General features: G+C 66.2%; 26 protein-coding genes and 1 tRNA gene. 17 read left to right on the top strand and 10 right to left on the bottom strand.

Annotated features, from left to right (window positions below; all coding sequences use genetic code 11):
* Positions 1 to 10 precede the first annotated feature (10 nt).
* Both NCCP691_RS10655 and NCCP691_RS10650 read right to left on the bottom strand, forming a co-directional pair.
* Positions 11 to 892: a DMT family transporter gene (locus NCCP691_RS10655; RefSeq protein WP_238482397.1), complete on the bottom strand. Its 882-nt coding sequence runs from the start codon at positions 890 to 892 to the stop codon at positions 11 to 13.
* An 18-nt stretch (positions 893 to 910) separates the two neighbouring features.
* On the bottom strand, positions 911 to 1,501 hold the full coding sequence (locus NCCP691_RS10650; protein WP_220808252.1) for a LysE family translocator: 591 nt from the start codon (positions 1,499 to 1,501) through the stop codon (positions 911 to 913).
* Positions 1,502 to 1,680: 179 nt separating this feature from the next.
* Here NCCP691_RS10650 and NCCP691_RS10645 point away from each other — a divergent pair, with 179 nt between their 5' ends.
* The 3 genes from NCCP691_RS10645 to NCCP691_RS10635 all read left to right on the top strand — a co-directional run bounded on the left by NCCP691_RS10645 (position 1,681) and on the right by NCCP691_RS10635 (position 6,232).
* The gene (locus tag NCCP691_RS10645; protein ID WP_220808251.1) at positions 1,681 to 3,159 is read left to right on the top strand and encodes an aminotransferase-like domain-containing protein; all 1,479 of its coding nucleotides are present in this window, start codon (positions 1,681 to 1,683) and stop codon (positions 3,157 to 3,159) included.
* Between the two features lie 111 nt (positions 3,160 to 3,270).
* Complete coding sequence (gene htpG, locus NCCP691_RS10640) at positions 3,271 to 5,184, top strand: molecular chaperone HtpG (protein WP_220808250.1); 1,914 nt, start codon at positions 3,271 to 3,273, stop codon at positions 5,182 to 5,184.
* A gap of 172 nt (positions 5,185 to 5,356) precedes the next feature.
* Positions 5,357 to 6,232: a TylF/MycF/NovP-related O-methyltransferase gene (locus NCCP691_RS10635; RefSeq protein WP_220808249.1), complete on the top strand. Its 876-nt coding sequence runs from the start codon at positions 5,357 to 5,359 to the stop codon at positions 6,230 to 6,232.
* Between the two features lie 13 nt (positions 6,233 to 6,245).
* On the opposite strand, the gene NCCP691_RS10630 is transcribed toward NCCP691_RS10635, so the two are convergent.
* Both NCCP691_RS10630 and NCCP691_RS10625 read right to left on the bottom strand, forming a co-directional pair.
* On the bottom strand, positions 6,246 to 6,716 hold the full coding sequence (locus NCCP691_RS10630) for a thioesterase family protein (RefSeq protein ID WP_220808248.1): 471 nt from the start codon (positions 6,714 to 6,716) through the stop codon (positions 6,246 to 6,248).
* Positions 6,717 to 6,733: 17 nt separating this feature from the next.
* On the bottom strand, positions 6,734 to 7,168 hold the full coding sequence (locus tag NCCP691_RS10625) for a hotdog fold domain-containing protein (protein WP_220808247.1): 435 nt from the start codon (positions 7,166 to 7,168) through the stop codon (positions 6,734 to 6,736).
* Between the two features lie 121 nt (positions 7,169 to 7,289).
* Between NCCP691_RS10625 and NCCP691_RS10620 the strand changes: the two genes are divergently transcribed.
* The 3 genes from NCCP691_RS10620 (at position 7,290) to NCCP691_RS10610 (ending at position 9,213) form a co-directional block, all read left to right on the top strand.
* The gene (locus NCCP691_RS10620; protein ID WP_220808246.1) at positions 7,290 to 7,886 is read left to right on the top strand and encodes a TetR/AcrR family transcriptional regulator; all 597 of its coding nucleotides are present in this window, start codon (positions 7,290 to 7,292) and stop codon (positions 7,884 to 7,886) included.
* A 695-nt stretch (positions 7,887 to 8,581) separates the two neighbouring features.
* Entirely contained in the window at positions 8,582 to 8,881 is a 300-nt protein-coding gene (locus NCCP691_RS10615; RefSeq protein ID WP_220808245.1) for a hypothetical protein, read from the top strand.
* A 131-nt stretch (positions 8,882 to 9,012) separates the two neighbouring features.
* Entirely contained in the window at positions 9,013 to 9,213 is a 201-nt protein-coding gene (locus tag NCCP691_RS10610; protein ID WP_220808244.1) for a hypothetical protein, read from the top strand.
* Positions 9,214 to 9,255: 42 nt separating this feature from the next.
* Here the strand turns inward: NCCP691_RS10610 and NCCP691_RS10605 are convergent, their stop codons facing one another.
* Together NCCP691_RS10605 and NCCP691_RS10600 are read right to left on the bottom strand one after the other, a co-directional pair.
* The gene (locus tag NCCP691_RS10605) at positions 9,256 to 10,830 is read right to left on the bottom strand and encodes a leucine-rich repeat domain-containing protein (RefSeq protein WP_220808243.1); all 1,575 of its coding nucleotides are present in this window, start codon (positions 10,828 to 10,830) and stop codon (positions 9,256 to 9,258) included.
* A 154-nt stretch (positions 10,831 to 10,984) separates the two neighbouring features.
* Positions 10,985 to 11,734 (bottom strand): SDR family oxidoreductase, encoded by a 750-nt coding sequence (locus NCCP691_RS10600; protein WP_220808242.1) that lies wholly within the window; start codon positions 11,732 to 11,734, stop codon positions 10,985 to 10,987.
* Between the two features lie 107 nt (positions 11,735 to 11,841).
* Here NCCP691_RS10600 and NCCP691_RS10595 point away from each other — a divergent pair, with 107 nt between their 5' ends.
* The 3 genes from NCCP691_RS10595 to tfpB are packed head-to-tail and all read left to right on the top strand — an operon-like array spanning position 11,842 to position 15,022.
* Positions 11,842 to 12,330, top strand: a complete 489-nt coding sequence (locus NCCP691_RS10595) for a DNA-deoxyinosine glycosylase (protein WP_238482396.1) — start codon at positions 11,842 to 11,844, stop codon at positions 12,328 to 12,330.
* A gap of 32 nt (positions 12,331 to 12,362) precedes the next feature.
* On the top strand, positions 12,363 to 13,196 hold the full coding sequence (locus NCCP691_RS10590; protein WP_220808241.1) for a spermine/spermidine synthase domain-containing protein: 834 nt from the start codon (positions 12,363 to 12,365) through the stop codon (positions 13,194 to 13,196).
* Positions 13,193 to 15,022, top strand: coding sequence for a type IV pilus assembly ATPase TfpB (tfpB, locus tag NCCP691_RS10585; protein WP_220808240.1), 1,830 nt, complete (start codon positions 13,193 to 13,195; stop codon positions 15,020 to 15,022). The genes NCCP691_RS10590 and tfpB overlap by 4 nt, the downstream gene beginning before the upstream one ends.
* 25 nt (positions 15,023 to 15,047) lie before the next feature.
* Here tfpB and NCCP691_RS10580 read toward each other — a convergent pair whose 3' ends face one another.
* Entirely contained in the window at positions 15,048 to 15,437 is a 390-nt protein-coding gene (locus NCCP691_RS10580) for a GNAT family N-acetyltransferase (RefSeq protein WP_220808239.1), read from the bottom strand.
* Positions 15,438 to 15,698: 261 nt separating this feature from the next.
* Here NCCP691_RS10580 and NCCP691_RS10575 point away from each other — a divergent pair.
* The 4 genes from NCCP691_RS10575 (at position 15,699) to NCCP691_RS10560 (ending at position 17,707) form a co-directional block, all read left to right on the top strand.
* Positions 15,699 to 15,774: transfer RNA gene (locus NCCP691_RS10575), tRNA-Lys, on the top strand.
* Positions 15,775 to 15,943: 169 nt separating this feature from the next.
* Positions 15,944 to 16,594, top strand: coding sequence for a transglycosylase SLT domain-containing protein (locus tag NCCP691_RS10570; RefSeq protein WP_220808238.1), 651 nt, complete (start codon positions 15,944 to 15,946; stop codon positions 16,592 to 16,594).
* Positions 16,595 to 16,729: 135 nt separating this feature from the next.
* The gene (locus NCCP691_RS10565; RefSeq protein WP_220808237.1) at positions 16,730 to 17,110 is read left to right on the top strand and encodes a hypothetical protein; all 381 of its coding nucleotides are present in this window, start codon (positions 16,730 to 16,732) and stop codon (positions 17,108 to 17,110) included.
* A 123-nt stretch (positions 17,111 to 17,233) separates the two neighbouring features.
* The gene (locus NCCP691_RS10560) at positions 17,234 to 17,707 is read left to right on the top strand and encodes a host attachment protein (RefSeq protein WP_220808236.1); all 474 of its coding nucleotides are present in this window, start codon (positions 17,234 to 17,236) and stop codon (positions 17,705 to 17,707) included.
* A 73-nt stretch (positions 17,708 to 17,780) separates the two neighbouring features.
* On the opposite strand, the gene NCCP691_RS10555 is transcribed toward NCCP691_RS10560, so the two are convergent.
* Positions 17,781 to 18,602, bottom strand: a complete 822-nt coding sequence (locus NCCP691_RS10555; RefSeq protein ID WP_220808235.1) for a class I SAM-dependent methyltransferase — start codon at positions 18,600 to 18,602, stop codon at positions 17,781 to 17,783.
* Between the two features lie 124 nt (positions 18,603 to 18,726).
* Between NCCP691_RS10555 and NCCP691_RS10550 the strand changes: the two genes are divergently transcribed.
* Positions 18,727 to 19,437 carry a winged helix-turn-helix transcriptional regulator gene (locus tag NCCP691_RS10550; RefSeq protein WP_220808234.1) on the top strand — a complete coding sequence of 237 codons (711 nt, stop codon included), beginning with the start codon at positions 18,727 to 18,729 and terminating at the stop codon, positions 19,435 to 19,437.
* 947 nt (positions 19,438 to 20,384) lie between these two features.
* Here NCCP691_RS10550 and moeA read toward each other — a convergent pair.
* Both moeA and mobA read right to left on the bottom strand, forming a co-directional pair.
* Positions 20,385 to 21,665, bottom strand: coding sequence for a molybdopterin molybdotransferase MoeA (gene moeA, locus NCCP691_RS10545; RefSeq protein ID WP_220808233.1), 1,281 nt, complete (start codon positions 21,663 to 21,665; stop codon positions 20,385 to 20,387).
* Positions 21,666 to 21,676: 11 nt separating this feature from the next.
* A complete protein-coding gene (gene mobA, locus NCCP691_RS10540) occupies positions 21,677 to 22,276 on the bottom strand; it encodes a molybdenum cofactor guanylyltransferase MobA (RefSeq protein WP_220808232.1) in 600 nt (199 codons plus the stop codon).
* A gap of 252 nt (positions 22,277 to 22,528) precedes the next feature.
* Between mobA and NCCP691_RS21370 the strand changes: the two genes are divergently transcribed.
* From NCCP691_RS21370 to NCCP691_RS10530, 3 genes are read left to right on the top strand one after another with little or no spacing between them, the layout of a single operon-like run.
* Positions 22,529 to 23,047 (top strand): DUF3305 domain-containing protein, encoded by a 519-nt coding sequence (locus NCCP691_RS21370; protein WP_238482395.1) that lies wholly within the window; start codon positions 22,529 to 22,531, stop codon positions 23,045 to 23,047.
* Complete coding sequence (locus NCCP691_RS10535; RefSeq protein WP_238482394.1) at positions 23,037 to 23,597, top strand: DUF3306 domain-containing protein; 561 nt, start codon at positions 23,037 to 23,039, stop codon at positions 23,595 to 23,597. Before NCCP691_RS21370 ends, NCCP691_RS10535 begins: the two co-directional genes overlap by 11 nt.
* Positions 23,581 to 25,674: a 4Fe-4S binding protein gene (locus tag NCCP691_RS10530; protein WP_220808230.1), complete on the top strand. Its 2,094-nt coding sequence runs from the start codon at positions 23,581 to 23,583 to the stop codon at positions 25,672 to 25,674. Before NCCP691_RS10535 ends, NCCP691_RS10530 begins: the two co-directional genes overlap by 17 nt.

Here is a 25,674-nt window from a genome sequence, read left to right as displayed (position 1 = left end):
GCGCGCGATTTTACCGCCTGATCGCGGCGCGCCTTCCGAGCGCGACCACGGCGATCACCGCCAGCGCGAAGAGGAAGTGCACCGCCTCCAGGCTTTCGCCGAGGATCAGGGCGGCGCCGATGAGCGTCAGGAAGGGCTGCACCAGCTGCACCTGGCCGACGCGGGCGATGCCGCCCAGGGCCAGCCCTTTATACCAAAAGAAAAACCCAATAAACATCGAAAATAGCGACACATAACCGAATCCCAGCCAGGCGCGCGGCGAGGCGTCCAGCCCGTGCACCAGCGACAGCCAGATGGTCACCGGCAACAGCACCGGCAGCGCCAGCACCAGCGCCCACGAAATCACCTGCTGTCCGCCCATCGTCTGCGACAGGCGGCCGCCTTCCGCATAGCCCATGGCGGCGGCAACCACGGCGGCGAACAGCGCGAGATCCGCGACGTGGAAGCTGCCGTCGCCCTGCCACAGCGCGAAGCCGACCACCAGCCCGCTCCCCGCCACCGCCGCCGCCCAGAAGGCGGTGGAGGGACGTTCGCCGAAGCGCAGCGCGCCGAACAGCGCGGTGGCCAGCGGCAGCACGCCGATCACCACGGCGCCGTGCGCCGCCGGCACGTAACGCATCGCGATCGAGGAAAACAGCGGAAAGCCCACCACCACGCCGAGCGACGTGATCGCCAGCGCTTTCCACTGGCGGGCGGTCGGGCGCGGGGCACGCATCCACCACAACAGCGCCGCCGACCCGGCGGCGGCCACCACCGCCCTGCCGAGCGCGACCAGCACCGGATCGAGTTCGGCCACCGCGAGCCGGGTAAACGGCAGGGTCAGGCTGAAGATTGCCACCCCGACCAGGCCCAGCCACATGCCCCTGCTTTCCTGCGACATCACCGCGCTCATCGTTCGTCTCCTTACCGGCTACAGCCAGATCGCCGCGGCCGAATACACCGTCAGCCCCACCATCACCATGCAGAACAGGCGCTGCCACCTGGGCTGCGCGAGATACTTGCGCAGCGCCGCGCCGGTGCCGGCCCAGACGCTGATGCAGGGCAGGTTCACCACGCAGAACACGAGGCAGAAGATTGCCACCGCCATCCACACCGGCTGCATGACGGGCAGGAAGGCCGAGGCGCCGGTGATCGCCATCACCCATGCCTTGGGATTGGCGAACTGGAACAGTGCGGCGCCCGCGAACGACATCGGCCGCGCCCGTCCGTCATCCTGCTGGCCGAAGGCCATGCTGCGCAGCTGCCAGGCGAGGTACACCAGGTAGGCGGAGCCCGCCAGCTTGAGCGCCACGTGCACCGCCGGCACCGCGATGATCAGGCTGCCGACGCCCGCCGCGCACAGCGCCAGCAGCACGCCGAAACCGAAGGTGATGCCGAGCATGTGCGGGATAGAGCGCGTGAAGCCGAACAGTATCCCCGACGAGGTCAGCATGATGTTGTTCGGGCCGGGCGTGATCGATGACACGAAGGCGAAGAAGGCAAGCGGCAGCAGCGTTTCCATGTGAGTCTCCTGGTGGCGGACGGACGGTGCATGAACCGCCTGCGCGGCGCCGGCAGGATAGCTGCGGTCTGCCTGCGGGGCGCTGTTGCGCCGTCCGATCGGTTGAACTATGCTAACCAAAAACACCAGTACAGTACCAGTACAGTTCTCCATATAATTTTCTTCACTGTCACGGCAATATGACCAGTACAGCTCACTCCCGCCGGCCGGCCCCCGCCCTGTCCATCGTGTCGCCCCAGGTCCTGTCGCGCGAGTCCGGCGCGTCCCTGGTGGAGCAGATCGTGCGCTCCATCGAATCGCGCATCGACGACAAGCTCCTGCGCAGCGGTGCCCGCATGCCCTCGATCCGCGAGTTCGCCGAGTCGCACCAGGTGTCGCGCTTCACCGTGGTGGAAGCCTATGACCGGCTGGTGGCCAAGGGTTACCTGGAATCGCGCCGGGGCTCCGGCTTCTTCGTGCGCGAACGCGCGCCGATGACCGCCGCCGGCAAGCCGCGCGCGGTGGACAGCGCGCCGCAGCAGCTCGACGTGGTATGGCTGGTGAGGAACATGTTCCGCCAGTACCCGACGCAGAATTCGCCAGGTTCGGGCCTGCTGCCGGCCGAATGGCTGGACGGCGAACTGGTGGCCAACGGCCTGCGCGCCGTCAGCCGCCAGCATCAGAGCCTGCTGCTGAACTACGGGAATCCGCAGGGCTCGCCGCAGCTGCGCCAGCAGCTGCAGCTCAAGCTGGCCGAACTCGAAATCGCCGCCACGCCCGAGCAGTTCGTCACCACCGCCGGCGTCACCCAGGCGCTGGACATCATCGCGCGTCACTTCACGCTGCCCGGGGATACGATCTTCGTCGACGATCCGGCATGGTTCCTGATGTTCGGCTCCTTCGCCGCCATGGGCACCAAGGTGATCGGCATTCCCCGCCTCGCCGACGGTCCCGACATCGACAAGCTGGCCGAGCTGGCGGCGCTGCACAAGCCCAAGCTGTACGTGATCAATTCGGTGCTGCACAACCCGACCTCCACCTCGCTGTCCGCGGCCAAGGCCTTCCAGATCCTGAAGATCGCGGAACAGCACGACTTCACCATCGTCGAGGACGACATCTACTGCGACCTGCATCCCGGCGCCGCGGTGCAGCCGGCGACCCGCATCGCGGCGCTGGACCAGCTCAACCGGGTGATTTATCTCGGCGGGTTTTCCAAGACGCTGGCGGCCAACCTGCGGGTCGGCTTCATCGCCACCTCGCCCGACATGGCCAAGCGTCTTGCCGACCGCAAGATGCTCAGCACGCTGACCACCTCCGATATCGGCGAGCGGGTGATCTACAAGATCCTGTCGGAGGGGCACTACCGCAAGCATGCCGACCGCCTGCGCGGCAAGCTCGACGCGGTGCGCGACAAGACCGTGCGGCAGCTGGAACGCATCGGCCTGGAGATCGACATCGGCGCGCCGGCCGGCATTTTCCTCTGGGTCGATGCCCGTTGCGACACCAATGTCCTGACCGAAAAAGCGATGGAACAGGGCTACCTGCTGGCGCCGGGCAGCCTGTTCTCGCCCAGCCAGCTGCCGTCCACCCGCATGCGCGTCAACGTCGCCAACATGCAGGACAGCGGCCTGCTGCGCTTCCTGGAGCGGGAAATCGGAAAAGTTGCATCCAGGGCTTGAAATCTTTGCCAGCGCCCTCATGTCAGGCGCGCGAGTTTCCAGAACTTCCGGGGCGGCATTTCTTTCCGCCTCCCCGCACCGATTGCCAAACCAACAACTCAAGAGGTAAAAATGGTCGTAGCCGAAAAGCAGACGATGGGTTTTCAGGCGGAGGTAAAACAGCTCCTGCACCTGATGATTCACTCCCTGTATTCCAACAAGGAAATCTTTTTGCGCGAGCTGATCTCGAACGCGTCTGACGCCGCGGACAAGCTGCGCTTCGAGGCGATCAACAACGCCGGCCTGTACGAGAATGACCCGGACCTGAAGATACGCGTCACCTTCGACAAGGCGGCACGCACGCTGACCATCTCGGACAACGGCATCGGCATGAGCCGGGACGAGGCGATCCAGCATCTCGGCACCATCGCCAAATCCGGCACCAAGGAATTCTTCTCCCGGCTCTCCGGCGACCAGCAGAAGGATGCGGCGCTGATCGGCCAGTTCGGCGTGGGCTTCTACTCGGGCTTCATCGTCGCCGACCGCATCACCGTCGAGAGCCGCCGCGCGGGCCTGCCGGCCGACCAGGGCGTGCGCTGGGAGTCCGCCGGCGAGGGCGAATTCAGCGTGGAGCAGCTCGACAAGCCGGGCCGCGGCACAGACATCATCCTGCACCTGCGCGAAGGCGAGGATGAGCTGCTGTCGGTCTGGAAGCTCAAGTCCATCGTCCGCAAGTACTCCGACCATATCTCGCTGCCCATCCTGATGCAGAAGGAAGAGTGGGACGCCGACAAGAAGGAAACCGTGCTCAAGGACGAGTTCGAGACGGTCAACCAGGCCAGCGCCCTCTGGACCCGCAGCAAGTCCGACATCACCCCTGAGCAGTACGAAGAGTTCTACAAGCACGTCTCGCACGATTTCGAAGGACCGCTCGCCTACACCCACAACCGCGTCGAGGGCCGCAGCGAGTACACCCAGCTGCTCTACATTCCGCAGCGCGCGCCGTTCGACCTCTGGGACCGCAACAAGCGCGGCGGCATCAAGCTGTATGTGAAGCGCGTCTTCATCATGGACGATGCCGAGCAGCTGATGCCGGTCTACCTGCGCTTCGTCAAGGGCGTCATCGACTCCGCCGACCTGCCGCTCAACGTCTCGCGCGAGATCCTGCAGGAGTCGCGCGACGTCCGCGTGATCCGCGAAGGCTCGACCAAGCGCGTGCTCGGCCTGCTGGAAGAACTCGCCAACAGCGAGGAGCAGGAACAGAAGGACAAGTACACCACCTTCTGGAAGGAATTCGGCCAGGTGCTCAAGGAAGGCATCGGCGAAGACCAGGGCAACAAGGACCGCATCGCCAAGCTGCTGCGCTTTGCCTCCACCCACAACGACAGCGACGAGCAGAGCGTCTCCTTCGACGCCTACATCGGCCGCATGAAGGAAGGCCAGGACAAGATCTACTACGTCACCGCCGAGACCTATGCCGCGGCCAAGAACAGCCCGCACCTGGAGATCTTCCGCAAGAAGGGCGTGGAAGTGCTGCTGCTGACCGATCGCGTCGACGAATGGATGCTGTCCTTCCTGCATGAAGTCGAAGGCAAGGAACTGGTATCGGTGGCCAAGGGCGACCTCGACCTCGGCAAGCTGGAAGACGAAGCCGAGAAGAAGCAGCATGAGCAGACCGAGTCCGAATACAAGGACCTGGTGGAAAAGATGAAGACCGCGCTGGCCGACAAGGCCAAGGATGTGCGCGTGACCTTCCGCCTGACCGATTCGCCGGCCTGCCTGGTGGCGGACGAGCATGAACTGTCGGGCAACCTGCTGCGCATGCTCAAGGCGGCCGGCCAGAATGCCCCGGAAACCAAGCCCATCCTCGAGATCAATCCCGACCATCCGCTGGTGCAGCGGCTGAAGTACGAGGAAGCGAAGTTCGCCGACTGGTCGCACATCCTGTTCGACCAGGCCGCGCTCGCCGAAGGCGGCAACCTCGCCGACCCGGCCGGCTTCGTCAGGCGGCTCAATGAGATGCTGCTGGGGATGGCGGGCAAGTAAGCAAGCCTCGCCTGTCCCGACCATGCCGCCCCGCCTTGCCGGCCGGGCGGCATTTTCTTTCCTGTCGCCCAGCGCGGCGGCGATGGGAGCGGTCCGGGAACCGCCGCGCCGCCATGCCCACACATCTGATAGATCCGGGCATGCACCGCCTGGCGGACGCGGGGAGCGGCGCATGATATCGGCGACGAGCTATATCGATCAGTTGAAGCATCGGCTTACCGGCCGGGACGGCGCGCAGCCCCGTCCCGGCACGGGCGTCGGTCTCGCGCAGTGCGAGGCGCTGCTGGACGACGCCGAGCGCGTGTTCCGCCCATACCTCGCCGCGTCCGGCATGTCGCTGCAAAGCCAACTGGGCAGCCTGGCTTCCGATGGACGCTTCAGCGCGGCGCTGCTGCAGAAGCTCCTCAACGGCATGCACCCCGACCTCACGCCCGACACCATGTGCGCGCCGGTCCTGGTCGACCATGTCCACGCTTGCGTGATGCAGGTGATTCTGTCGCAGGTCCCCGGCGATTTCATCGAAACCGGCGTCTGGAAAGGCGGCATCCCGGTGCTGATGCGCGGAATACTGAAAGCCTATGGCATCACGGATCGCAAGGTCTGGGTGGCCGATTCATTCCAGGGCTTGCCGCGGCCCGACCCGGAGAAGAACCTCGACGACGCGATATGGTTCCATCTGCTCGGCCCGCTCGATCACCTGCGCATTTCGCTCGACCAGGTGCGCTCGGTGTTTCGCAAGTACGACCTGCTCGACGAACAGGTCTGTTTTCTGGCGGGATGGTTCGGCGAGACCCTGCCCGCCGCGCCCATCGAGCGGCTCGCGCTGATGCGGCTCGACGGCGACTGGTATGACTCCACCCGGGACGCGCTCGAGGCGCTGTATCCGAAACTCTCGCCCGGCGGCTGGGTGATCGTCGACGACTATGGCCTGCCGTTCGGATGCCGGCAGGCGGTCGACGAATACCGGGCCGCGCACGGCATCACCGAGCCGCTTCGTGCGGTGAACGAGCAGACCGTGTGCTGGCGGAAGAACAAGCCGGCCGGCTGAAGCGCGCCGGCGTTCACGCCGCCAGCGGGCTCTCCCGCTCGAGCGCCGTCAGCACCTCGGACGGCGACACCACACCCTCGCGTGAACGGATCACCCCCTTCGAGGTGCCGATGGCCGCCACCCTGTCCCCCGCCATGAAGGTATGGGTCATGTAGAAATACTTGTCGTCCCAGTGGGTCAGCTGCAGCGACACTTCATACGGCTCCCACAGCCTCAGCGGGCGGCGATAGGTCATCGTATGGTCGGCGATCATCGGCATCCATTTCCGCTTCAGCATCAGGCGCGCCAGCCCGGTGCGGATGAACAGGTCGACACGGTTCAGGTCGCAGATCGTCAGATAGCGGCCGTTGTTCATGTGCAGGTTGATGTCGAGATCGTTGGGCAGCGTGCGCAGGCGCAGGCGGCTGCTTGCCGGGCCGGCCGGCAGGCGCTCGCGGAACAGGGACAGCAGCAGCACGTACAGCATGCGCAGGATCAGGCTCATGGCGTTCTCCGGGGGGCTTACCTGAGGTTCATCGTGATGCGGGCCGTGAAGACCTTGCGGCCTTCGGCGTCGAAAGCCTCGACCGGCACCTCGACATCCCCTGTGTGCGACCAGTCCACCGCCGCGCCGTCGGCCACCACCCGCATGTCGGTCCTGGCCTTGGCCAGGTATTGCACGGTCATCCCCACCGGTATCCACTGCCGCCCCTCGGCCAGCGAGACCGTGGTCATGGTGCCGGCGGCGAGTTCGGCCGCATTGCAGAGCGCGATCGCGTGCACCGTGCCCAGATGGTTGTGCACCTCGCGCCGGTTGCCGAAACGCACTTCGGCATGGCCGGGACGCAGCGCCTCGAAGCGCGGCTCGATCGTGGAGAAGTACGGCGCGACACCGGTCACGGCCTTGCTGAAGGCCTCGTTGCCCATGGCCTGGTACATCGCGAGGGTCTGGTTCATGCTGTCTCCTTGGCAGGCCGCCTGGCCATCTGTTAAGTTGCGAGCGCGCTCCGGCTGCGAATCGCCGGAAGCACGTTAGAATACTATTCTAGAATCTTATTCTAGTCAAACCGTCTCTCCCATGGCCAACGATAGAACCGAAAAAAAGAGCAGGAAACAGGAAATCCTCGACGCGGCCCTCGCCTGCTTCACCGAGCACGGGATCGACGCGACGACCGTGGAGATGATCCGGGAGCGTTCCGGCGCCAGCGTCGGCAGCCTGTACCATCATTTCGGCAGCAAGGAGAGTATTGCGGCCGCGCTGTACGTGGAATCGCTCGCCGGCCATCACGCGCTGCAGAAGGACATGCTGGCGCGCGCGAAGACCGCGGAAGACGGCATCCGCGCGGCGGTGCGCGCCTATGTGGACTGGATATCGGGGAATCCGGAGAAAGCGCGCTTCGTGCTCTACAGCCGCAGCGCCATCAGCAAGTCCGACGCGGGCGCCGCGCTGCTCGAACATTCGCGCGCGCAGGCGGGCGAGATCCTGCAATGGTTCCAGCCGCATATCGCCGCGGGCCGCATGAAGAAGCTGCCGCGCGAAGTGTACGGCTCGCTCATCATCGGCCCGGCGCACGACTATGCGCGGCTGTGGTTGTCCGGGCGGGCGAAGACGGATATCAAGTCCTACCGCGACCTGTTCGCCGACGCCGCGTGGGCGGCGGTCAGGCCGGAGTAGCTGCGGGCACGAGCAGGGTTGGGGCAGCGGAGGTCGCACGACCTGCGTCGCTTCGCGCGAACTGCGCTTCATCACTCTCCGGGCGCACGTGGTTTGGGCCGGCAGGGACGCCGGCCCTACCGGCTATGGGTAGGGCGGGCCTCCGTGCCGGCCCGGCGGAGCTCGCACGATCGGCACCGCACGGCGCGACCTGCGCGTCATCACTCTCCGGGCGCACGATGTTTGGGCCGGCAGGGACGCCGGCCCCACCGGCTATGGGTAGGGCGGGCCTCCGTGCCGGCCCGGCGGAGCTCGCACGACCTGCGCCGCCCCGCGCGACCTGCGCGTCATCACTCTCCGGACGCACGATGTTTGGGCCGGCAGGGACGCCGGCCCTACCGCTATGGGTAGGGCGGGCCTCCGTGCCGGCCCGGCGGAGCTCGCACGACCGGCACCGCACGGCGCGACCTGCGCGTCATCACTCTCCGGACGCACGATGTTTGGGCCGGCAGGGACGCCGGCCCCACCGGCTATGGGTAGGGCGGGCCTCCGTGCCGGCCCGGCGGAGCTCGCACGACCTGCGCCGCCCCGCGCTGCTGCACACAATGTTGCAATTTCACTCCCATCCAGACACCGCCGCATTGATACCATCCTTGCCTCACCCGTCGCCACCATGACGGCGTTCTACCAGAACCCTCCACGGGACATACCCACACATGACAGGTCCGCTGCTTATCGCTCTCTCGATCGTCGCCACCCTCATCAGCCTGGCCGCCACCGGACCGGGGTGGGTCCTGGCCGTGGCGGCGATGCTCGTCGGCAGCCTGTTTCATGCCTCGGTCACTCGACGCGCGATGGCATGCGTGCTGATCATCAGTCTCACCCATGCACTGACCACAGGCCCGCTGAGCGGCGCCGACCTGCCGCCTCTCTTCCTGATCGGATTCGTGCTGGCGCCCTTCGCCCTCGCCGTACTCACATTGTTCCAACCCCGGCGCACCGGTTCGTCCCAATAAACTTCCCGCGCGCCCTGCCCGAAAAGCCGCGCCGCGTGGTCCCTTCGACGCGCGCACCTGGCCTTCAGCCGGAACCAAACACCTGCCGCCTGCAACCCACCGGACCGCAAACGCTTCTACAGGAGTAACACATGCCCCGTCCGATAGAAAGCGTAGCGCTTCAGCTTGCGACCCATGACGGCAAGACCGCTGCCGCAGCCAACCTGGACATCGCCATCGAAACGCTTGAACCCGAGGGAGAGGTACTGGCGGGATACGAGGACGTGTCGGCACGGCTGAAAGCGCTGCGGGCCCGCGTTCTCCCTCAGGTAGCTCGGCCGCCGGGAACCTGACGATCACCGGCTGAAAAAGGCGCGGCCTTCGGCGAACCCTGATCAGGCAGGCCGCGGCAAGCCGCGCTGGCCGTGCCGCGGCGGACGTGTCCTGAGCCGGGCTTGCAACCCTTCCCGCAGCTCCCTGATCTGGTCTGGCGGAATAGCGGCGCATCCGCCTATGTCGACGATCGCGAGCGAGGCGTAACTGGCGAATTTCGGCGCGGATGACAGTCTGGCGCAGCCTTGCAGCTGCACGGATCTCAGGTTTGGGTTATTGCTGAAATCAGGCCCTGCCTCAAGCGCAGTGCAATTGCTCAAATTCACCGAGACCAGCGCGGGATTGCTGCCGAAGTCCGGCGGCGCGGTCAGGTCGGCGCATGAACTCAGGTCGATGTCCTCGAGCTTCGGGTTGTCGCGGAAATCCAAAGGAACGACGGCCGCCGGGTTGCCCTTCAGTTTCAGGGACACCAGCCCGGGATTGCGTTCGAGGTTGAGCTGTGTGGTCAGTGCAACGCATCCGCTCAGGTCGAGCGATTTCAACGCAGCGTTGTTTTCGAGGTCTGGCGTGACGGTGATGGCCGGCGCATCCAGCTTGAGGATTTCGAGGTTTTCGAGGCACGACAGATCGGGGGCGGTCCTCAACTCACCGCATCCCCTGAGGTTCAGGATCGCGAGATGCTTGCATTCGCTGAAATCGGGCGGTTCGGTCAGCGCGCAGTGGCCGAGATCGACGAGCACGAGCTCCGGGTTGTTCCCGAACACAGGGGGTTGTTGCAGGAGCGGGCACATCTGTATCCGGACGTGCGCAAGCTTCGTGTTGCGGCTGAAGTCCGGAGGCACCGCGAGCTGCAAGCAGCGAGACAGAGTCACCTTTGCCAGTTCCGGCAGGCCTGAAAAGTCGGGCGCGCGGTTCATCTCCGTGGCATCGCCGATTTCGACTGATACCAGATTCGGGTTATCGCCGAAGACCGGGGGATCGAGCAGGTTCTGACAAGCCTGGAGCCTGACCGCGGTCAGCTCCCGGTACCCTCTCAGATCGGGCGGGGTTGTCACTTCCGGCCCGGCGAAACGGCAATGCCACTCGATCGCCGGGCAATGGTTTCCATGCGCGGCGCGCAGCGCCCCCAGAAACTGCTCCGTCGCGACGAGGTCCCGCTCTCCGGTCAGGAGCCGGAGATTGCGCAGCGTATTTCCTGGTGTTGCGGCTTTGGCGCGCAGCGCGGACAAAAAAGTTTGCACCTGAGCCGGCGAGAAGGCTTCCAGGTCAGCCTCGATGTGCGACGACCTGTCGACCACGGATTTCACGCGCGGCGCGAATTCATGCTCCGGCAGCGACGCGCAGCGTGCCAATGCGCCATTGGTATGCAGAAAGCCGCATTCGGCATTCTTCGCCGTCCGCAGCGAAGCGTAGTACATGTCGCGGAAGAAGCTGTTGATCAGGGGGATGCTGGCACGCGCGCGAAGCGCATGCCTTGCCTGATCCCGCGCCGCCCGCACGGGGTCGGCACTGGCTGCAGTGGAACGGATCGAGCCGGCATTGCCGCCGACATGCTCGATCACATTGAGCAGCGCCTCGTTCGGCAGATCCAGCAATTGCACGCGCGGCGCCGCCGGGGGCGCGATCGGTCTCGTCATGGCGATGCTCCTGATGTAGAGGGTGCTGGTGAAAGCGTGGGCATGAGTGCCCGCATGCCCGGCAGGAGTTCCAGTGCATATGCGGATGCAGCCCGGCAGGCCACCGAGGCGCGGCGCAGGGGCCGCTCCATCGTGCCCGGTATGGTGCCCCGGTCTAGCGTCCGCCGGAGACGTCGATGAACCCGCCGGTGGTGTACGACGACTGCTCCGACACCAGCCACATGATCGCGTGCGCGACTTCCAGCGCGTCGCCGCCACGGCGCATCGGTACGCTGTCCTTGATGCGGTCCACCCTGCCCGGCTCGCCGCCGCTGGCGTGGATCTCGGTGTAGATGACGCCCGGCCTCACCGCGTTGACGCGTATGCCTTCGGCCGCCACCTCCTTGGCCAGGCCGATCGTCATGCTGTCGATCGCGCCCTTGGATGCGGCGTAATCGACATACTCGTTCGGCGATCCGAGCCGCGCCGCCATCGAGGACACGTTCACGATCGCGCCGCCGATGCCGCCATGGCTGGTCGACATCCGGCGCACCGCTTCACGCGCGCAGAGGAAGCTGCCGATGACATTGGTGGCCAGCACCCGCTCGAGACGCCCGACATCCATCTGCTCGACCCGCATATGGTGCTCGAGGATGCCGGCATTGTTGACCAGCGCGGTCAGGGTGCCGAATTCACGGTCGGCGGTTTCGAACAGGCGCAGCACATCCGCCTCGCGCGAGACGTCGGCCTGCACCGCGATCGCCTCGCCGCCGCTGTTGCGTATCGCCGCAACCACCTCGTCCGCCTTGGCCGCCTGGCTTGCATAACTCAGGCAGACCGCATAGCCCTGCACCGCGGCGAGTTGAGCCGTCGCCGCGCCGATGCCGCGGCTGCCGCCGGTGAGTACCATGACCTTCTTGCTCATACGCCTCGCCCCTGAACCGGAATGGCGAGTATCTTAGCAATTCGGGCATTTTCCGGCAGACGGGGCGGCAAACGGCACGCGCTCTGCCAGCCGGCTAAAATCCACCGATGATCCAGACTCCCCTGCTCTCCGGCCTGGCGCCGGTGCTCGACGCACGCACCCGCATCCTGATCCTCGGCAGCTTTCCCGGCAACGCATCGCTGGCCGCCGGGCAGTACTACGCGCATCCCCGCAATCACTTCTGGCCGCTGCTGTCGGCGGTACTGGACGAAGACCTGGTCGGCCTGCCCTATGCGCAGCGCCTGGCGCGCCTGCTCGCGCACGGCGTCGGCCTGTGGGACGTGCTGGCGGCCTGCGCCAGGGAAGGCAGTCTCGACAGCGCGATCCGTCAGGCGCAGGCCAACCAGTTCGACCTCCTGCACGAGCGCTGCCCGCAGCTGCGCAAGGCTTGCTTCAATGGCAAGACATCGGGCAAGTTCGCGCCCCGGTTCGCAGCCGCGGGCTTCGACACCCTCGTGCTGCCCTCGTCTTCGCCGGCCAACGCCCGGTCCAGCTTCGGGCAGAAACTGGCTGAGTGGCGGAATATCCTTCTGTAGAATGGCGGAAACCAGCAGCGCCCGACCTTTCCATGCTCATCAAACGCAAGTCCATCGAAGCCCAGGCCAACCGCAAGGAAGGTCCCGGCAAGCCCGCCGCCAAGCCGCGCAAGCCCAGGTTCGCTCCGGTCACCCTGTCGGAAGAAAAAGGCGTGATCTACCTGCACTTCGGCACCGAATGGATACAGGGCGCGATGCGGGTGCGCAAGCCGAACTGGATCGAACTGGAGTACGCGCAGCAGATGATGGCCTGGATGCTGTTCATCGAGCAGCCGACCCATGTCGCCCAGCTCGGACTGGGCACCGGCGCGCTGACGAAATTCTGCTACCAGCAGTTCCCGCAGGCCCAGGTGACGGCGGTCGAACTCAACCCGTCGGTGGTCGCCGTGTGCCGCTCCATGTTCAGGCTGCCGCCCGACGACGACCGCCTGTCGGTGCGGGAAATGGACGCAATGGATTTCGTCACCGACCCGGCCAATCACGGCACGCTCGACGCGCTGCAGGTGGACCTCTATGACGCCACCGTGCGCGGCCCGGTGCTCGACACGCCGGAATTCTATGAAGCCTGCGCCGCCTGCCTCAAGCCGGAAGGCATCATGACCGTCAACCTGTTCGGCGAGCATGCCAGCTATCCGCGCAACTTCAAGGCCATCGGCTACGCCTTCGACGACGCCGTCTGCCTGGCGCCGGTGCATGAAGGGAATGTCGTCGTGCTCGCCTTCAGGACGAAGCGCGAGTTCGACTTCGCCGCGCTGCACGAGCGCGCCGAACGCATCACCGCCGCCACCAGGCTGCCCACCAGGTCCTGGGTCAACGGCATCAAGGCCTGGCACACCGCGCGCCAGAAAAAAGCAGGAGGATCATGAACGCCCGTCTCAGCCCCGCCACGCCCGCGACCGCGGCCGCCGCCCCCAGGCCGGCGCCGAAGAAGCTCGACCTCAATCAGATCTTCACCTGGCTGATGGCCGATGGCCTGCTCGACAAGGCCATTGCAAAGGCCAAGTACAACGAAGCCCAGGCCCTGCTGCGCAACGCCACCGTGGCCATGCATCCGCTGACGGCGGTCGCGCAATGCAAGCTGCAGGCGGCGCAGCCCCCGCACCGGCAGCTGACGCTGGACTCGCTGACGGAATGGCTGGCGGCCAGGGCGGGCCTGCCCTTCTTCCGCATCGATCCGCTGAAGATCGACTTCACCCGGGTCGCCGACGTCATGTCCGCGACCTACGCGAGCCGCTTCAACATCCTGCCGGTGGACCTGACGGCCACCGAGGTCGTGATCGCGACCACCGAGCCCTTCATTACCGAGTGGGAGCCGGAGATCGCCAAGATCACCCGCCGCAACGTGCAGCTGGTGGTCGCCAATCCGCTCGACATCGCGCAGTACACCTCCCAGTTCTTCACGCTCGCCAAGTCGATCAAGGGCGCCAACAAGACCGGCAACACCGACGTCTCGCTGCGCAACAACTTCGAGCAGCTGGTGGAACTGGGCAAGAGCAACAAGACGCTCGACGCCAACGACCAGCACATCGTCAACATCGTCGACTGGCTGTGGCAGTACGCCTTCGAGCAGCGCGCATCGGACATCCACCTCGAGCCCAAGCGCGACCTCGGCGCGATCCGCTTCCGCATCGACGGCATCCTGCACCAGGTCTACCAGGTGCCGATCGCGGTGATGATCGCCATGACCGCGCGCATCAAGCTACTCGGCCGCATGGACGTGATCGAGAAGCGGCGTCCCCAGGACGGACGCATCAAGACGCTGACCGCCGGCGGGCAGGAAATCGAGCTGCGCCTGTCGACCCTGCCGACCGCCTTCGGCGAGAAGCTGGTGATGCGCATCTTCGATCCGGAAGTGGTGGTCAAGACCCTGCCCGAGCTGGGCTTTCCGCCCGACGACGCGCGCCGCTGGGACGAGCTGACGAGGCGGGCGCACGGCATCATCCTCGTCACCGGCCCCACCGGCTCCGGCAAGACCACCACGCTCTACACCACGCTCAAGGCGCTCGCCACGTCGGAGGTGAACGTCTGCACGGTGGAAGACCCGATCGAAATGGTGGAAGCCTCGTTCAACCAGATGCAGGTTCAGCACGGCATCGACCTGTCCTTCGCCGACGGCGTGCGCGCCCTGATGCGGCAGGACCCGGACATCATCATGGTCGGCGAGATCCGCGACCTCGAAACCGCCGAGATGGCGATTCAGGCGGCGCTCACCGGCCACCTGGTGCTCTCCACCCTGCATACCAACGACGCGCCGTCCGCGGTGATGCGGCTGCTCGAACTCGGCGTGCCCTACTACCTGCTCGAGACCACGCTGATCGGCATCATGGCCCAGCGCCTGGTACGCACGCTCTGCCCCGACTGCAAGCAGCCCGGCGGCGAACTGCTCGACGAGACCTGGGCCGCGCTGTCCGAGGGCCGGCCGCTGCCCAGGCCCGCCACCGTCTACCGCCCGATCGGCTGCCCGGAATGCCGCCAGACCGGCTACCGCGGCCGCACCGGCCTGTACGAGCTGCTCACCGTGAGCCAGCCCTTCGCCAGGCTGATCAAGGAAGAAACCGACATCCACGCGCTGCGCGCGCAGAGCATCGAGGATGGCATGAAGCCGCTGCGCATCGCCGGCGCCCTCAAGATCGCCGAAGGCGTAACCACGGCCGAAGAAGTGCTCAAGGCCACCTCGGCGATCAACCAGTAGCCGTCGCCACTGGCCGCCCGCCGCTTCAGTGAAGCGTGACGGGCGGATGCCAGACGACGTCCGAATTGTCGTCCAGCCATTCCAGCACCGGGTCGCAGACTTCGTCGGTCGGGTCGTACACATCGTGCTTCGACGACACCAGCAGTTCAAGGTCGAAGCCGGCCGTCGTGTTGCGCGTGATGACCATGCCGATCAGGGTCTTGTCTTCCCGCGTCATGATGCCCCACATGCGGCACGCCCCGCGCTCGCCGTCCGCCTCGATCCGGCGCGCGAGCTGGATCGCGTCTTCCGGCGGCCTGTCCCGGAGCGCCGGGACCTTGGCCACGAGCGACTCGTCCCGCAGCAGGTACTCGGCCAGCTGGCGCGCCACGATCGGCGCCAGCGGATACAGCGCGAAACGCGCCGTTTCAAACATCGGAGCAGTACTCGAATTCGCATCCTTCATTTTTGCGCCCCGGTCCGTGAAATGCCCGTGAGTGGCGCGGTAACAAAAATAGTTCGGATCGGGAAATGACCGGGGCCGGCCTGCGGCCTGCGTCCGCCTCCGCGCGCCGGGACGACGCATCCCGGGAAGGATCGGGGCGCTCGATGCCTCGGCGGAACCGGCCGCCAATCCGTAACTATCGGAAGGGGCTTCCTTTCTCTTGCAATCGCCGCTATAATCTTTGGCTTCGTTGGGTCGTTAGCTCAGTTGGTAGAGCAGCGGACTCTTAATCCGTAGGTCGAGTGTTCGAGCCACTCACGACCCACCAGCGAATTCAGGGCGGCTGCATCTTACGGTGCAGCCGCCTTTCTGTTTTGGGCGCGACATCCTTCTCGAGCCGTCACACTGCGCCGTTCGGACGGCCCGGAAGGAACAGAAGCCGCCGATTTCTCCACCCACTGAAGATCAGGCCGGATTACCGTGGGGGAGTCAGGATCATGAGTTGCAGAGTCGGTTCTTCTGGTGGAACGGAACATACCTACCACAGCCATGGCGGCGGCAAGCCCCAAACGGGAAATTCGCCGGGCGCCACCACCGATGAATGGGATATCGATGGCGGGTCTCGCGACGGCGGCGGCGCCGTCTCCGGTTCCGGCACGCCGGATGGCTCGGGCTTCAATGCCGGCCCCAATGGCGGCCTCACGCCCTGGAAGAAGGGCATCGACGATGCCGCCTATATCTCGGGAATCGACCCCAACCTGATCGGCGGGCAGGTATGGGCGGAGTCGCGCGGCAGGCCGAACACCGTCACCACCAATATCGACGGCACCTCGGATGTCGGGCTGATGCAGATCAGCCAGGAGCGCTGGCTCAACGACATCGTGCCGAACCTCACACCCGAGCAGCGGCAGCGCATCAAGGAGCGCACCGGCAAGGATGCCACCGAACTGAACATGAACGACCCGGAGGAAAACCTCATCGGCGGCGCACTGGAGCTTCAGAACTGGATCCGCCAGAAAGGCAGCGTCGAGGAAGCCCTGCGGTTCTATGTGTCCGGCGGCGTCCCCGGCGTCGGCAGCCCGACCTATGTCTCGGATGTACTGAACTTCCAGAGCATCCTCTCGCGCGGGGGATCGTTGCCGCCCTGAGCCGGTTCCTGCATCCCGTGCACGCCGCCCCGTCGCCGCTCGACAAATTCATCGCGGCGCTGGCACTTGGCCTGCCGGCGGCTGTCCTATCCGGGCCGGTCGCGGATTCGCCGCATTGCCGTTTCAGGAGCGCCGATGTACGCCATTCTCGAGCTGTCCCCCGCCGCGCGCGAGCGCCTGCTCCAGGCGGTGCCGCCGGCGCTGCCCGTCGTGGTCTGCGATCACGTCACGCTTTATGACGGCCCGGACGACGAGGACAAGCGCCGGCGTCTTGAGCGCGACTTCGGCAGCGGATGGGAGGCGGTGGGCATCGCGCGCAGCGACGACGTGCTTGCGCTGGTCGTCGCGCACGACGGCGGCACCGTGCGCGAGATCTACGATGGCGGGACCTTCCATTGCACTCACAGCCTGGCCGCCGGGCACGACGCGATCGAATCGAACGAGGTGATCGCGCGTCATGGCTGGGCCCCGCTTCCCGCGCCGATTCCCCTCGACGGAAAGCTCAGCCTCCGCTGATCCTCCCGTGCATTGGCGTGCGGCATTTCCCGCTGCGGAGCGGCGCGTTTGCCAGTGTGAAGGAACATTTTCCTGCTTCCGCCCCTCGAAACTTTCTTTCCGAAGTAATAAGAGGAACACGATATGAGTGCAACCTGGATTGTTTCAGCGAATGCAAGCCGGGCGCGGATCTTCGCGCAGGAAGACGCTTCCTCGGGGCTGCAGGAAGTGCAGGACATGATCAACGATGCGGCCCGGCTGCGCATGGTCGAGCATGAGTCGGAGACCGACAAGTACGGCCCGACCGCGGGCACCAAGAGCATGCACAACACCGGCGGCGCGGTGCCGAACAAGCAGTACGAGCCCAACATGACGCCGGACAAGCACGCGGCCGAGCTGTTCGCGCGCGATCTGAACAAGTTCCTGCTGGAGGCGCACCGCGACGGGCGCTTCGACCAGCTCGCGCTGGTGATCTCGCCGAAATTCCTCGGCGCGGTGCGGCAGCTGCTCGACCAGGAGCTGGAATCCGCGGTCAAGCTGGAGATCAACAAGGACTACACGCACTTCAGCGGACAGGAGCTGCTGGACCAGCTCCGGCAGCATGGCCTGAAGCACTGAGGCCACTCGACCGGCAGGCGCCTGGAACCCATCGTTCCGCTCGCCTGCCCTGTCTCTTCCCGCAGCGCAGCGCTCACCCTTCCCGTATCGCGTTCACCTCGAGGTATTCCGCCTCGACGTGCGTGGTCCCGTCCGTGGCCAGATTGTTGGCACGCCACAGCTGTTCCAGGTCGCGCAGCAATGCCTGCTGTCCCTGCGGATCGAGCGCCGCCCTGGCGCGCACCGTCGGGCCATAATAGGTGCAGAAGAACTCGACCACCTCGGCGGGCGGGAACGGGTAGACCATCGGATAGCGGCGCTTCGTCAACTGGAGGCTGCGGGTGCCGCGTCCCAGACGCTCGCGCACGGTGGCTTCATCGCCCCATTTCGGCGGCGGCGTCATCAGGGGCGGCGGCGGCACATGCCTGCCGATGATCTTGAACATCTGGCCGACATGCCCCTCGGGGGTCCAGTTGGCCATCGCGATGCGGCCGCCGGGACGGCACACCCGCAGCAGTTCGGCCGCCACCAGCTCCGGCCGCGGCGCGAACATGGCGCCGATCAGGCTGACCACGATGTCGAACGAGGCATCGGCGAACGGCAGCGCCTCGGCATCGCCCTCTTCGAATTGCACGTCCAGGCCTTCCGTCCGGGCACGTTCCCTTGCCTGCGCGATCAGGTTGGCCGCGATATCGACACCCGTGACCCTGACCCCGGCGCGGGCGGCGGGGATCGCGATCTGCCCGGCGCCGCAGGCGACATCGAGCATCTTCGTGCCCGGCGGGATTGCCAGCCGTTCCAGGAAGTCGAGCGCCCCGGGCTCGAGATACTTCGCGAAGTGGCCGTAGTCCCCCGACATCCAGGTCGCCTTCAGCTTGTCCTTCAGTGCTTGCATTTCGGCAGTTGATTCCATCATTGCAGTGTCCGTACTCATCTCATCCTCCTTCTGATGTGGGTAAAGGCAGCGTCAGGCTGCGCTTGCCCGCCCCTCGCGTCCAGTCCAGAATCTGAAGTCTTTTCTCCCGCGCGAGGAGGTCGCGATGGACGAGAGCTATGGACAGTTCTGTACGGTGGCGCGCGGCGCGGAAGTGCTGTGCAGCAGGTGGACGCCGTTGGTGGTGCGGGAGCTTTTGTGCGGCAGCAAGCGCTTCAACGATCTGCGGCGCGGCGTGCCGCGCATGTCGACCAGCCTGCTGGCGGAGCGCCTGCGGCAGCTGGAGACGGTAGGCATCGTGCGCCGGCATGCGGCCGGCAAGGTCTGGGAGTACAGCCTGACCGATGCCGGCGAAGAGCTGCGGCCGATCATCATGGCGCTCGGCCATTGGGGCGCGCGCTGGGTCGGCAGCGACCTGCGCGACGATGAACTCGATGTGACGCTGCTGATGTGGGACGTGCGGCGCTCGGTGCGCCTGGAAGCGTTTCCTCCGCGGCCGGTGGTGGTCAACTTCCGTTTCCATGATGCGCGCGAAGGGGAAAGGCTGTGGTGGCTGGTGGTGGAAGACGGCTGCGCCGACCTGTGCCGCGAAGACCCGGGACGCGAAGTGACGCTGCTCGTGCATTCGAGCGTGCGCGCGCTGACCGAGATATGGCGCGGCGATACCACGCCGCAGGAAGCGCTGCGCTCGGGCAAGCTCCGCATCGAAGGGCCTGGCCACGAGGCCCGAAGCTTCTGGGCCTGGCTCGGCACGGGAACGTTCGCGCAGACGCGGCAGCAGGCGCGCGCGCAGGGCATGGGGGTGGCGCTGCATTGAAGTCGTGCGGCCTGGCCGGCGTCCCTGTTGGCACGGCGGAGGTGGCGCAATCGGGCTCGCTGGACAAAGCGCGTGGTGCGATCATTCTCCGGACGACCGCCAGCTACGCCGGCACGGAGGCCGGCGCTATCTGTTTCGCAGGACTGTGATCCATGACAGTAGGGCCGGCGTCCCTGCCGGCCCAGCGGAGGTGGCGCAATCGGCTTCGCTCGACAAACGCGCCGCGCCATCATTCTCCGGACAACCGCCAGCTACGCCGGCACGGAGGCCGGCGCCACCTTTTTCGCAGGACTGTGATCCATGACAGTAGGGCCGGCGTCCCTGCCGGCCCGGAGGTCGCGCAATCGGCTTCGCTCGACAAAGCGCGCGGATTCATCATTCTCCGGACAACCGCCAGTTACGCCGGCACGGAGGCCGGCGCTACCTTTTTCGCAGGGCTGTGATCCATGACAGTAGGGCCGGCGTCCCTGCCGGCCGGCGGAGGTGGCGCAATCGGCTTCGCTCGACAAACGCGCCGCGCCATCATTCTCCGGACGACCGCCAGCTACGCCGGCACGGAGGCCGACGCCACCTTTTTCGTAGGACGTCGATAATTTTTTCGCAGGACGGCGATCAATGACAGTAGGGCCGGCGTCCCTGCCGGCCCAGCGGAGGTAGTGCAATCGGCTTCGCTGGACAAAACGAGTCGAGGCATCATTCTCCGGACAACCGCCAGTTACGCCGGCACGGAGGCCGGCGCTACCTTTTTCGTAGGACTGTGATCCATGAGAGTAGGGCCGGCGTCCCTGCCGGCCGGCGGAGGTGGCGCAATCGGCTTCGCTGGACAAACGCGCCGCGCCATCATTCTCCGGACGACCGCCAGCTACGCCGGCACGGAGGCCGGCGCCACCTTTTTCGTTGAACGACGTCTGTGCAGGCCAGCATCTCCCGCATGAGCCGGCGGCGGATCACACCAACCCATCAAACACAATCACATCCACCATCTCTCCAGGCTGCACCGTCCCCTGCCCGTCGCCGAGCACGACCATGCAGTTGGCCTCGACCATGGAACGCAGGATGCCGGAGCCCTGGGAACCGGTGATGCGTACCCGCTGCACGCCGTCGTCGTCGACCGAGAGAATGCCGCGCTGGTATTCGGTGCGGCCCGGCTTCTTGCGGATCGCGTTCGCGGAGGCGACCTTCATCAGCGGCAGCCGTGCTTCTTCCGCGCCCATCATGCGCAGCAGCGCGTTGCGGACGAAGAAGTAGAAGGTGACCATCACCGCGACAGGGTTGCCGGGCAGGCCGAACAGGTAGGCGCTCCTGCCGTTGGAGGCAATGCGGCCGAAGGCCATCGGTCGGCCGGGACGCATGCCGATCTTCCAGAAGGTGACGTCGCCCAGCGTGGCCATCATCTGCTTGGTGTAGTCGGCTTCGCCGACGGAGACGCCGCCGGTGGTGATGACGGCGTCGGCGTTCTCGCAGGCGGTGCGGAAAGCGGCTTCGAGCGTGGCCGGATCGTCCTTGACCACGCCCATGTCGATCAGCTCGCAGCCGAGGCGGGTGAGCATCCCGTGAAGCGTGTAGCGGTTGCTGTCGTAGACGCTGCCGGCGTCGAGCGGCTCGCCGATGGAGCGCAGTTCGTCGCCGGTGGAGAAGAAGGCGACCCGCAGGCGGCGCTGCACCGGCACCTCGGCGATGCCGAGCGATGCCAGCAGGCCGAGGTCGGCCGGGCGCACCACCCTGCCCTTGCGGAGCGCCGGCGTGCCGGACTTCAGGTCCTCGCCGCGCAGACGCCGGTTGTCGCCGGGGCGGACCGCGCCGGCGGGAACGGTCACCGCGTCGGCGCTGGCGTCGCGCGTGAATTCCTGCGGAATCACCGTGTCGCAGTTGGCCGGCATCGGCGCGCCGGTCATGATGCGCACGCATTCGCCCGCGCCGACCGCGCCTTCATGGCGGGCGCCGGCATGGATGGTGGCGACGACCTTCAGCCTGAGGTCGCGCGCGGGATCGAGCGCCGCGCCGTCGAAGGCATAGCCGTCCATCGCGGAATTGTCGTGCTGGGGCACGTCGATGGTCGAGATGATGTCGTCGGCCAGCACGCGGCCGAGCGCGCTGCGCAGCGCCACTTTTTCTACCGCATGGATGGGCGTGACGAATTCGCGGATGATCTGCTGCGCCCGGACGACCGGGAGTGCGTCCGGATCATAGTCGGACAGGCAGCTGATGACGTCGGAGAGAGTGCTCATGTGAACCTTGGTCAGGATTGCTCGAAGCGGCGCAGGTCGTCGACGGTGTTGATATTGCGGAAAGCGTCGGCATCGTCGAACAGCACCTCGACGAAACGCAGCGAGCGATACCACTTGTCGATCTTGCGGCCGCCGTCCTGCAGGAAGGCGTTCAGGCTCGGCAGCACGCTGCTCTTCATCAGGCAGAACACCGGCTGCGGCTGGCGCCTGCCTTCCTCTTCGGTCACCGCGACCGCGAGCTCGGCCTCCGCCGCCGCGAGCGCCTCGCCGAGACGTTCGGCGAGATCGGCCGGCAGGAACGGCGAATCGCAGGGGGCGGTCAGCAGGTAGCCGGTTTCGCAGTGGGTGAGTCCGGTCTGCAGGCCGGCGAGCGGCCCTTCGAAACCGCCGAGCTGGTCGGGCCACACCGGAAAGCCGAAGCCTTCGTACGGGCCGATGTTCTGGTTGGCGTTGATGATGATTTCGCCAACCTGGGGCTGCAGCCGCATGATGACGTGCATGACCATCGGACCGCCGCGGAAGTTTTGCAGGCCCTTGTCGACCGTGCCCATGCGGGTGCCGCGGCCGCCGGCGAGGATCAGGCCGGTGATTTCTGAAGAAGGGATCGTCATTGTTCGTTGGTTGCGGGTAATATTGCGGCCTCGCCGGCGAGGCCGGGCGGGACCGCACGAATTGTATGTCCGTGCGGCGCGGCTTGTCGAATCGGCCAGCAGGCTTGCTGCCCGCCGTCAAGCGCCGTCCTTTGCCGACGGCAAAGGAAAGACATGCAGGTCCGCGCTTTTTGGCGCACTATTACGAACACACCCGCAACCTCGCTTGCGAATACTTCAGCCACCCATCAGTAACAGGTAGCCGCGCATCAGATGGAGACAGAATCCCTCAGGCTTGCAGTGGTCATGCGGCGCACGCCGCTGAACAACCGCTGGCAGCCCTATCAATGGAAGCCGGTCGAGATCACCGCCGACGAATTGCTGGCCGGCGTGGAACGCCGCTGCCTGCGCAGCGACGAGGCCGACACCCGCTGGCTGTTCGGCGGCTTCGAGGTCAAGCTTTACCGCGACGAGGCGGAAGGCTATTTCCTCAACACCGGCTCGCCCGAACCTTGCTGGTTCGTCATGTGGCGCCTTGAAGACATCGACGGCGCCGAAGTGGCGGTGCCGAAGACGGTGACGCTCTCCTACAACGAAGCCGCGCGCCTGATGGATGGCGGCGAACAGGTCGACACGCTGCCCGCATCGCCCGCGGTCGTCGGGCGGCTGCAGGCTTTCGTGCAGGAATACTATCGTCCCGAGCCGAAGAAGAAGCGGCGCAAGCCTTCCTTCGAGGGCGGCGCCGGCGTCGAGCAGATGGCGCGCGCGGAAGGAGATCGCCATGGAAGCTGAAAGTTTTTTCGCGCGCTGGGAAAAGCGCAATGCGGAAAAGCGGGCAGCCGAGGCGCAGCAGCCGGAGGCCGCGCAGCCAGCCCAGCCCGCGGCGGAGGAAACGCCCCGCCCTCCGCCGACGCTGGAAGACGTTGCCGGACTGACACCGGACTCCGACTTCAAGCCCTTTGTCGCGCGCGGCGTGGATGAGAACGTGCGGCGCTCGGCGATGAAGAAGCTGTTCGCCGATCCCCATTTCAACGTGATGGATGGCCTCGACATCTATATCGAGGATTACAACAAGTTCGAACCTATCCCGGCCCAGGTCCTCGGCGCGCTCAACCATGCCCAGGCCCTGCTCGACCCGCTCAGGCAGCTCCAGCATCCGGTGATGCGGCTGATCGATTCGCTGGCCGCGGCCGGCGACGACGCCGGCCAGGCGCTGCCGGCGGACGAGACCGGGGAACAGGACGACACCCAGGAACAGGCTCCGCCGCAGGCGGACGATGGCGGCGCCGAAAACGCGCCGCCGCAGACGGAAGGACAGCAGGACAATGACCACCCGATTTAAGGTTTGCGATTGCAACCACACCATGCCGCTCGATGCAGCCGCGGGGGAAACCCTCGGCCGCGCGCTCGGCACCGACGCGCTCAAGCCGGCCTCGCAACTCTGCAGGCGCGAAGTCGGCCAGTATCTCGACATGCTGGACAGCCCCGCGCAGGCGGTGGTCGCCTGCACGCAGGAGCGCGCGCTGTTCGCCGAGCTGGCGGAACAGAAGCAGGCGGTGGCGCCCATCCGTTTCGTCAACATCCGCGAGACCGGCGGCTGGGGCGCACAGGCCCGGCAGGCGGTGCCGAAGATGGCGGCGCTGCTGGCCGCCGCCGCCCTGCCCGATCCGGAACCCGTGCCCGAGGTGGAATACCGCTCCGGCGGCAATGTGCTGCTTGTCGGTCCGTCCGAGCGCGTGCTGCCCTGGGCCAGGCGCCTGTCGGCGCAGCTCGACGTGAGCATCCTGCTCACCTCCGGCCACGGCGGCGAGCCGCTGATGGAACGCCGCTTCCCGACCTATTCCGGCGACCGCATCCGCATCGACGGCTGGCTCGGCGCCTTCAAGGTGCAGTGGCGGCAGGCCAACCCGATCGACCTGGAACTCTGCACCCGCTGCAACGCCTGCATCGAGGCCTGCCCGGAAAACGCGATCGATCTGAGCTACCAGATCAATCTGGACGCCTGCCGCGACCATCGCGACTGCGTGAAGGCCTGCGGCGCCATCGGCGCCATCGACTTCACGCGCGAAGCGACGCAGCGCGAAGCGGCCTTCGACCTGATCTTCGACCTGTCCGACGAGCCGCTGATCAAGCTGCACCAGCCGCCGCAGGGTTATTTCGCGCCCGGCGCCGACCTGCTGAAGCAGGCCGAGCAGTCGCTGCAGCTGACGCAGATGGTCGGCGAGTTCACCAAGCCGAAGTTCTTCGTCTACAAGGACAAGCTCTGCGCGCACAGCCGCAACAAGAAGACCGGCTGCACCGCCTGCATCGACATCTGCTCCACCGCCGCCATCAGCAGCGACGGCGACCGCGTCAAGGTCAATCCCAACCTGTGCATGGGCTGCGGCGCCTGCACCACGGTCTGCCCGTCCGGCGCGATGGGCTACGCCTATCCGCGCCCGGCCGACCTCGGCCTGCGCGTCAAGACCATGCTGGGCGCCTATGCAAAGGCGGGCGGAAGCCAGCCGGCGCTGCTGCTGCACAGCCAGGAACAGGGCGGCGCGCTGATCGAACAGCTCGGCCGTCTCGCCGGCAGCCGCGCGGCGCAGGGACTGCCGGCGCGCGTCATGCCGGTGGCGCTGCACCATTCCGCCGCCGCCGGCATCGATGTCTGGCTGTCGGCGATCGCCTGGGGCGCGAGCAATGTCCTGATCCTGTCGACCGGCGACGAGGCGCCGCAGTACCTGGAAGCGCTGGAAGCGCAGATCGACCTGGCGCAGACCATCCTGTCGGCGCTCGGCTACGAAGGCAAGCACTTGCTACTGCTGCGCGCGCAGGATGCGCTCGAGCTGGACGTCGAGTTGCGCCGCGCGCAGCCGGCGGCCGTGCCGTCGCAACCGGGCACCTTCAACATCGCCGCCGAGAAGCGCAATACGCTCGACTTCGTGTTCGACCACCTGCTCAGGCACGCGCCGACGCCGAGCGCCGAGATCCCGCTGCCGGCCCATGCGCCGTTCGGCGCGGTCACGGTCAACACCTCGGCCTGCACGCTGTGCATGTCCTGCGTCGGCGCCTGCCCGGAAAAGGCCCTGCTCGACAACCCCGACCGTCCGCAGCTGCGCTTCATCGAAAAGAACTGCGTGCAGTGCGGGCTGTGCGCCACCACCTGCCCGGAAAACGCGATCACGCTCACGCCGCGCCTGCTGCTCGACGCCCGCGCGAAGGAAAGGGTGGTGCTCAATGAAACCCAGCCCTTCCACTGCATCCGCTGCAACAAGCCCTTCGGCACCCTGCAGATGGTGGAAAACATGCTCGGCAAGCTGGCCGGCCACGGCGCCTTCGCCGGCCATCTCGACCGCATCAAGATGTGCGGTGACTGCCGCGTGATCGACATGATGCAGGGCGGCCGCGAAGCCAGCATTCTCGATCTCAAGCGTTAA

This window comes from Noviherbaspirillum aridicola (genome assembly GCF_019656455.1).
GTDB classification, from domain to species: Bacteria; Pseudomonadota; Gammaproteobacteria; order Burkholderiales; family Burkholderiaceae_D; genus Noviherbaspirillum; species Noviherbaspirillum aridicola.
The sequence above is the reverse complement of the archived record's forward strand: the minus strand, read 5'-3'. Positions and strand labels throughout refer to the sequence as shown.

What these genes read in the sequence shown, in the direction of transcription:
- NCCP691_RS10555 (WP_220808235.1), bottom strand. Translation starts at nt 18,602, where the DNA reads ATGATGGAATCAACTGCCGAAATGCAAGCACTGAAGGACAAGCTGAAG.
- mobA (WP_220808232.1), bottom strand. Translation starts at nt 22,276, where the DNA reads ATGACGATCCCTTCTTCAGAAATCACCGGCCTGATCCTCGCCGGCGGC.
- NCCP691_RS10580 (WP_220808239.1), bottom strand. Translation starts at nt 15,437, where the DNA reads ATGTTTGAAACGGCGCGTTTCGCGCTGTATCCGCTGGCGCCGATCGTG.
- tfpB (WP_220808240.1), top strand. Translation starts at nt 13,193, where the DNA reads ATGAACGCCCGTCTCAGCCCCGCCACGCCCGCGACCGCGGCCGCCGCC.
- NCCP691_RS10650 (WP_220808252.1), bottom strand. Translation starts at nt 1,501, where the DNA reads ATGGAAACGCTGCTGCCGCTTGCCTTCTTCGCCTTCGTGTCATCGATC.
- NCCP691_RS10630 (WP_220808248.1), bottom strand. Translation starts at nt 6,716, where the DNA reads ATGAGCCTGATCCTGCGCATGCTGTACGTGCTGCTGCTGTCCCTGTTC.
- NCCP691_RS10550 (WP_220808234.1), top strand. Translation starts at nt 18,727, where the DNA reads ATGGACGAGAGCTATGGACAGTTCTGTACGGTGGCGCGCGGCGCGGAA.
- NCCP691_RS10655 (WP_238482397.1), bottom strand. Translation starts at nt 892, where the DNA reads ATGAGCGCGGTGATGTCGCAGGAAAGCAGGGGCATGTGGCTGGGCCTG.
- moeA (WP_220808233.1), bottom strand. Translation starts at nt 21,665, where the DNA reads ATGAGCACTCTCTCCGACGTCATCAGCTGCCTGTCCGACTATGATCCG.
- NCCP691_RS10610 (WP_220808244.1), top strand. Translation starts at nt 9,013, where the DNA reads ATGCCCCGTCCGATAGAAAGCGTAGCGCTTCAGCTTGCGACCCATGAC.
- NCCP691_RS10530 (WP_220808230.1), top strand. Translation starts at nt 23,581, where the DNA reads ATGACCACCCGATTTAAGGTTTGCGATTGCAACCACACCATGCCGCTC.
- NCCP691_RS10560 (WP_220808236.1), top strand. Translation starts at nt 17,234, where the DNA reads ATGAGTGCAACCTGGATTGTTTCAGCGAATGCAAGCCGGGCGCGGATC.
- NCCP691_RS10620 (WP_220808246.1), top strand. Translation starts at nt 7,290, where the DNA reads ATGGCCAACGATAGAACCGAAAAAAAGAGCAGGAAACAGGAAATCCTC.
- NCCP691_RS10590 (WP_220808241.1), top strand. Translation starts at nt 12,363, where the DNA reads ATGCTCATCAAACGCAAGTCCATCGAAGCCCAGGCCAACCGCAAGGAA.
- NCCP691_RS10535 (WP_238482394.1), top strand. Translation starts at nt 23,037, where the DNA reads ATGGAAGCTGAAAGTTTTTTCGCGCGCTGGGAAAAGCGCAATGCGGAA.
- NCCP691_RS10635 (WP_220808249.1), top strand. Translation starts at nt 5,357, where the DNA reads ATGATATCGGCGACGAGCTATATCGATCAGTTGAAGCATCGGCTTACC.
- NCCP691_RS10615 (WP_220808245.1), top strand. Translation starts at nt 8,582, where the DNA reads ATGACAGGTCCGCTGCTTATCGCTCTCTCGATCGTCGCCACCCTCATC.
- NCCP691_RS10595 (WP_238482396.1), top strand. Translation starts at nt 11,842, where the DNA reads ATGATCCAGACTCCCCTGCTCTCCGGCCTGGCGCCGGTGCTCGACGCA.
- NCCP691_RS10605 (WP_220808243.1), bottom strand. Translation starts at nt 10,830, where the DNA reads ATGACGAGACCGATCGCGCCCCCGGCGGCGCCGCGCGTGCAATTGCTG.
- NCCP691_RS10625 (WP_220808247.1), bottom strand. Translation starts at nt 7,168, where the DNA reads ATGAACCAGACCCTCGCGATGTACCAGGCCATGGGCAACGAGGCCTTC.
- NCCP691_RS10570 (WP_220808238.1), top strand. Translation starts at nt 15,944, where the DNA reads ATGAGTTGCAGAGTCGGTTCTTCTGGTGGAACGGAACATACCTACCAC.
- NCCP691_RS10645 (WP_220808251.1), top strand. Translation starts at nt 1,681, where the DNA reads ATGACCAGTACAGCTCACTCCCGCCGGCCGGCCCCCGCCCTGTCCATC.
- NCCP691_RS10565 (WP_220808237.1), top strand. Translation starts at nt 16,730, where the DNA reads ATGTACGCCATTCTCGAGCTGTCCCCCGCCGCGCGCGAGCGCCTGCTC.
- NCCP691_RS21370 (WP_238482395.1), top strand. Translation starts at nt 22,529, where the DNA reads ATGGAGACAGAATCCCTCAGGCTTGCAGTGGTCATGCGGCGCACGCCG.
- htpG (WP_220808250.1), top strand. Translation starts at nt 3,271, where the DNA reads ATGGTCGTAGCCGAAAAGCAGACGATGGGTTTTCAGGCGGAGGTAAAA.
- NCCP691_RS10600 (WP_220808242.1), bottom strand. Translation starts at nt 11,734, where the DNA reads ATGAGCAAGAAGGTCATGGTACTCACCGGCGGCAGCCGCGGCATCGGC.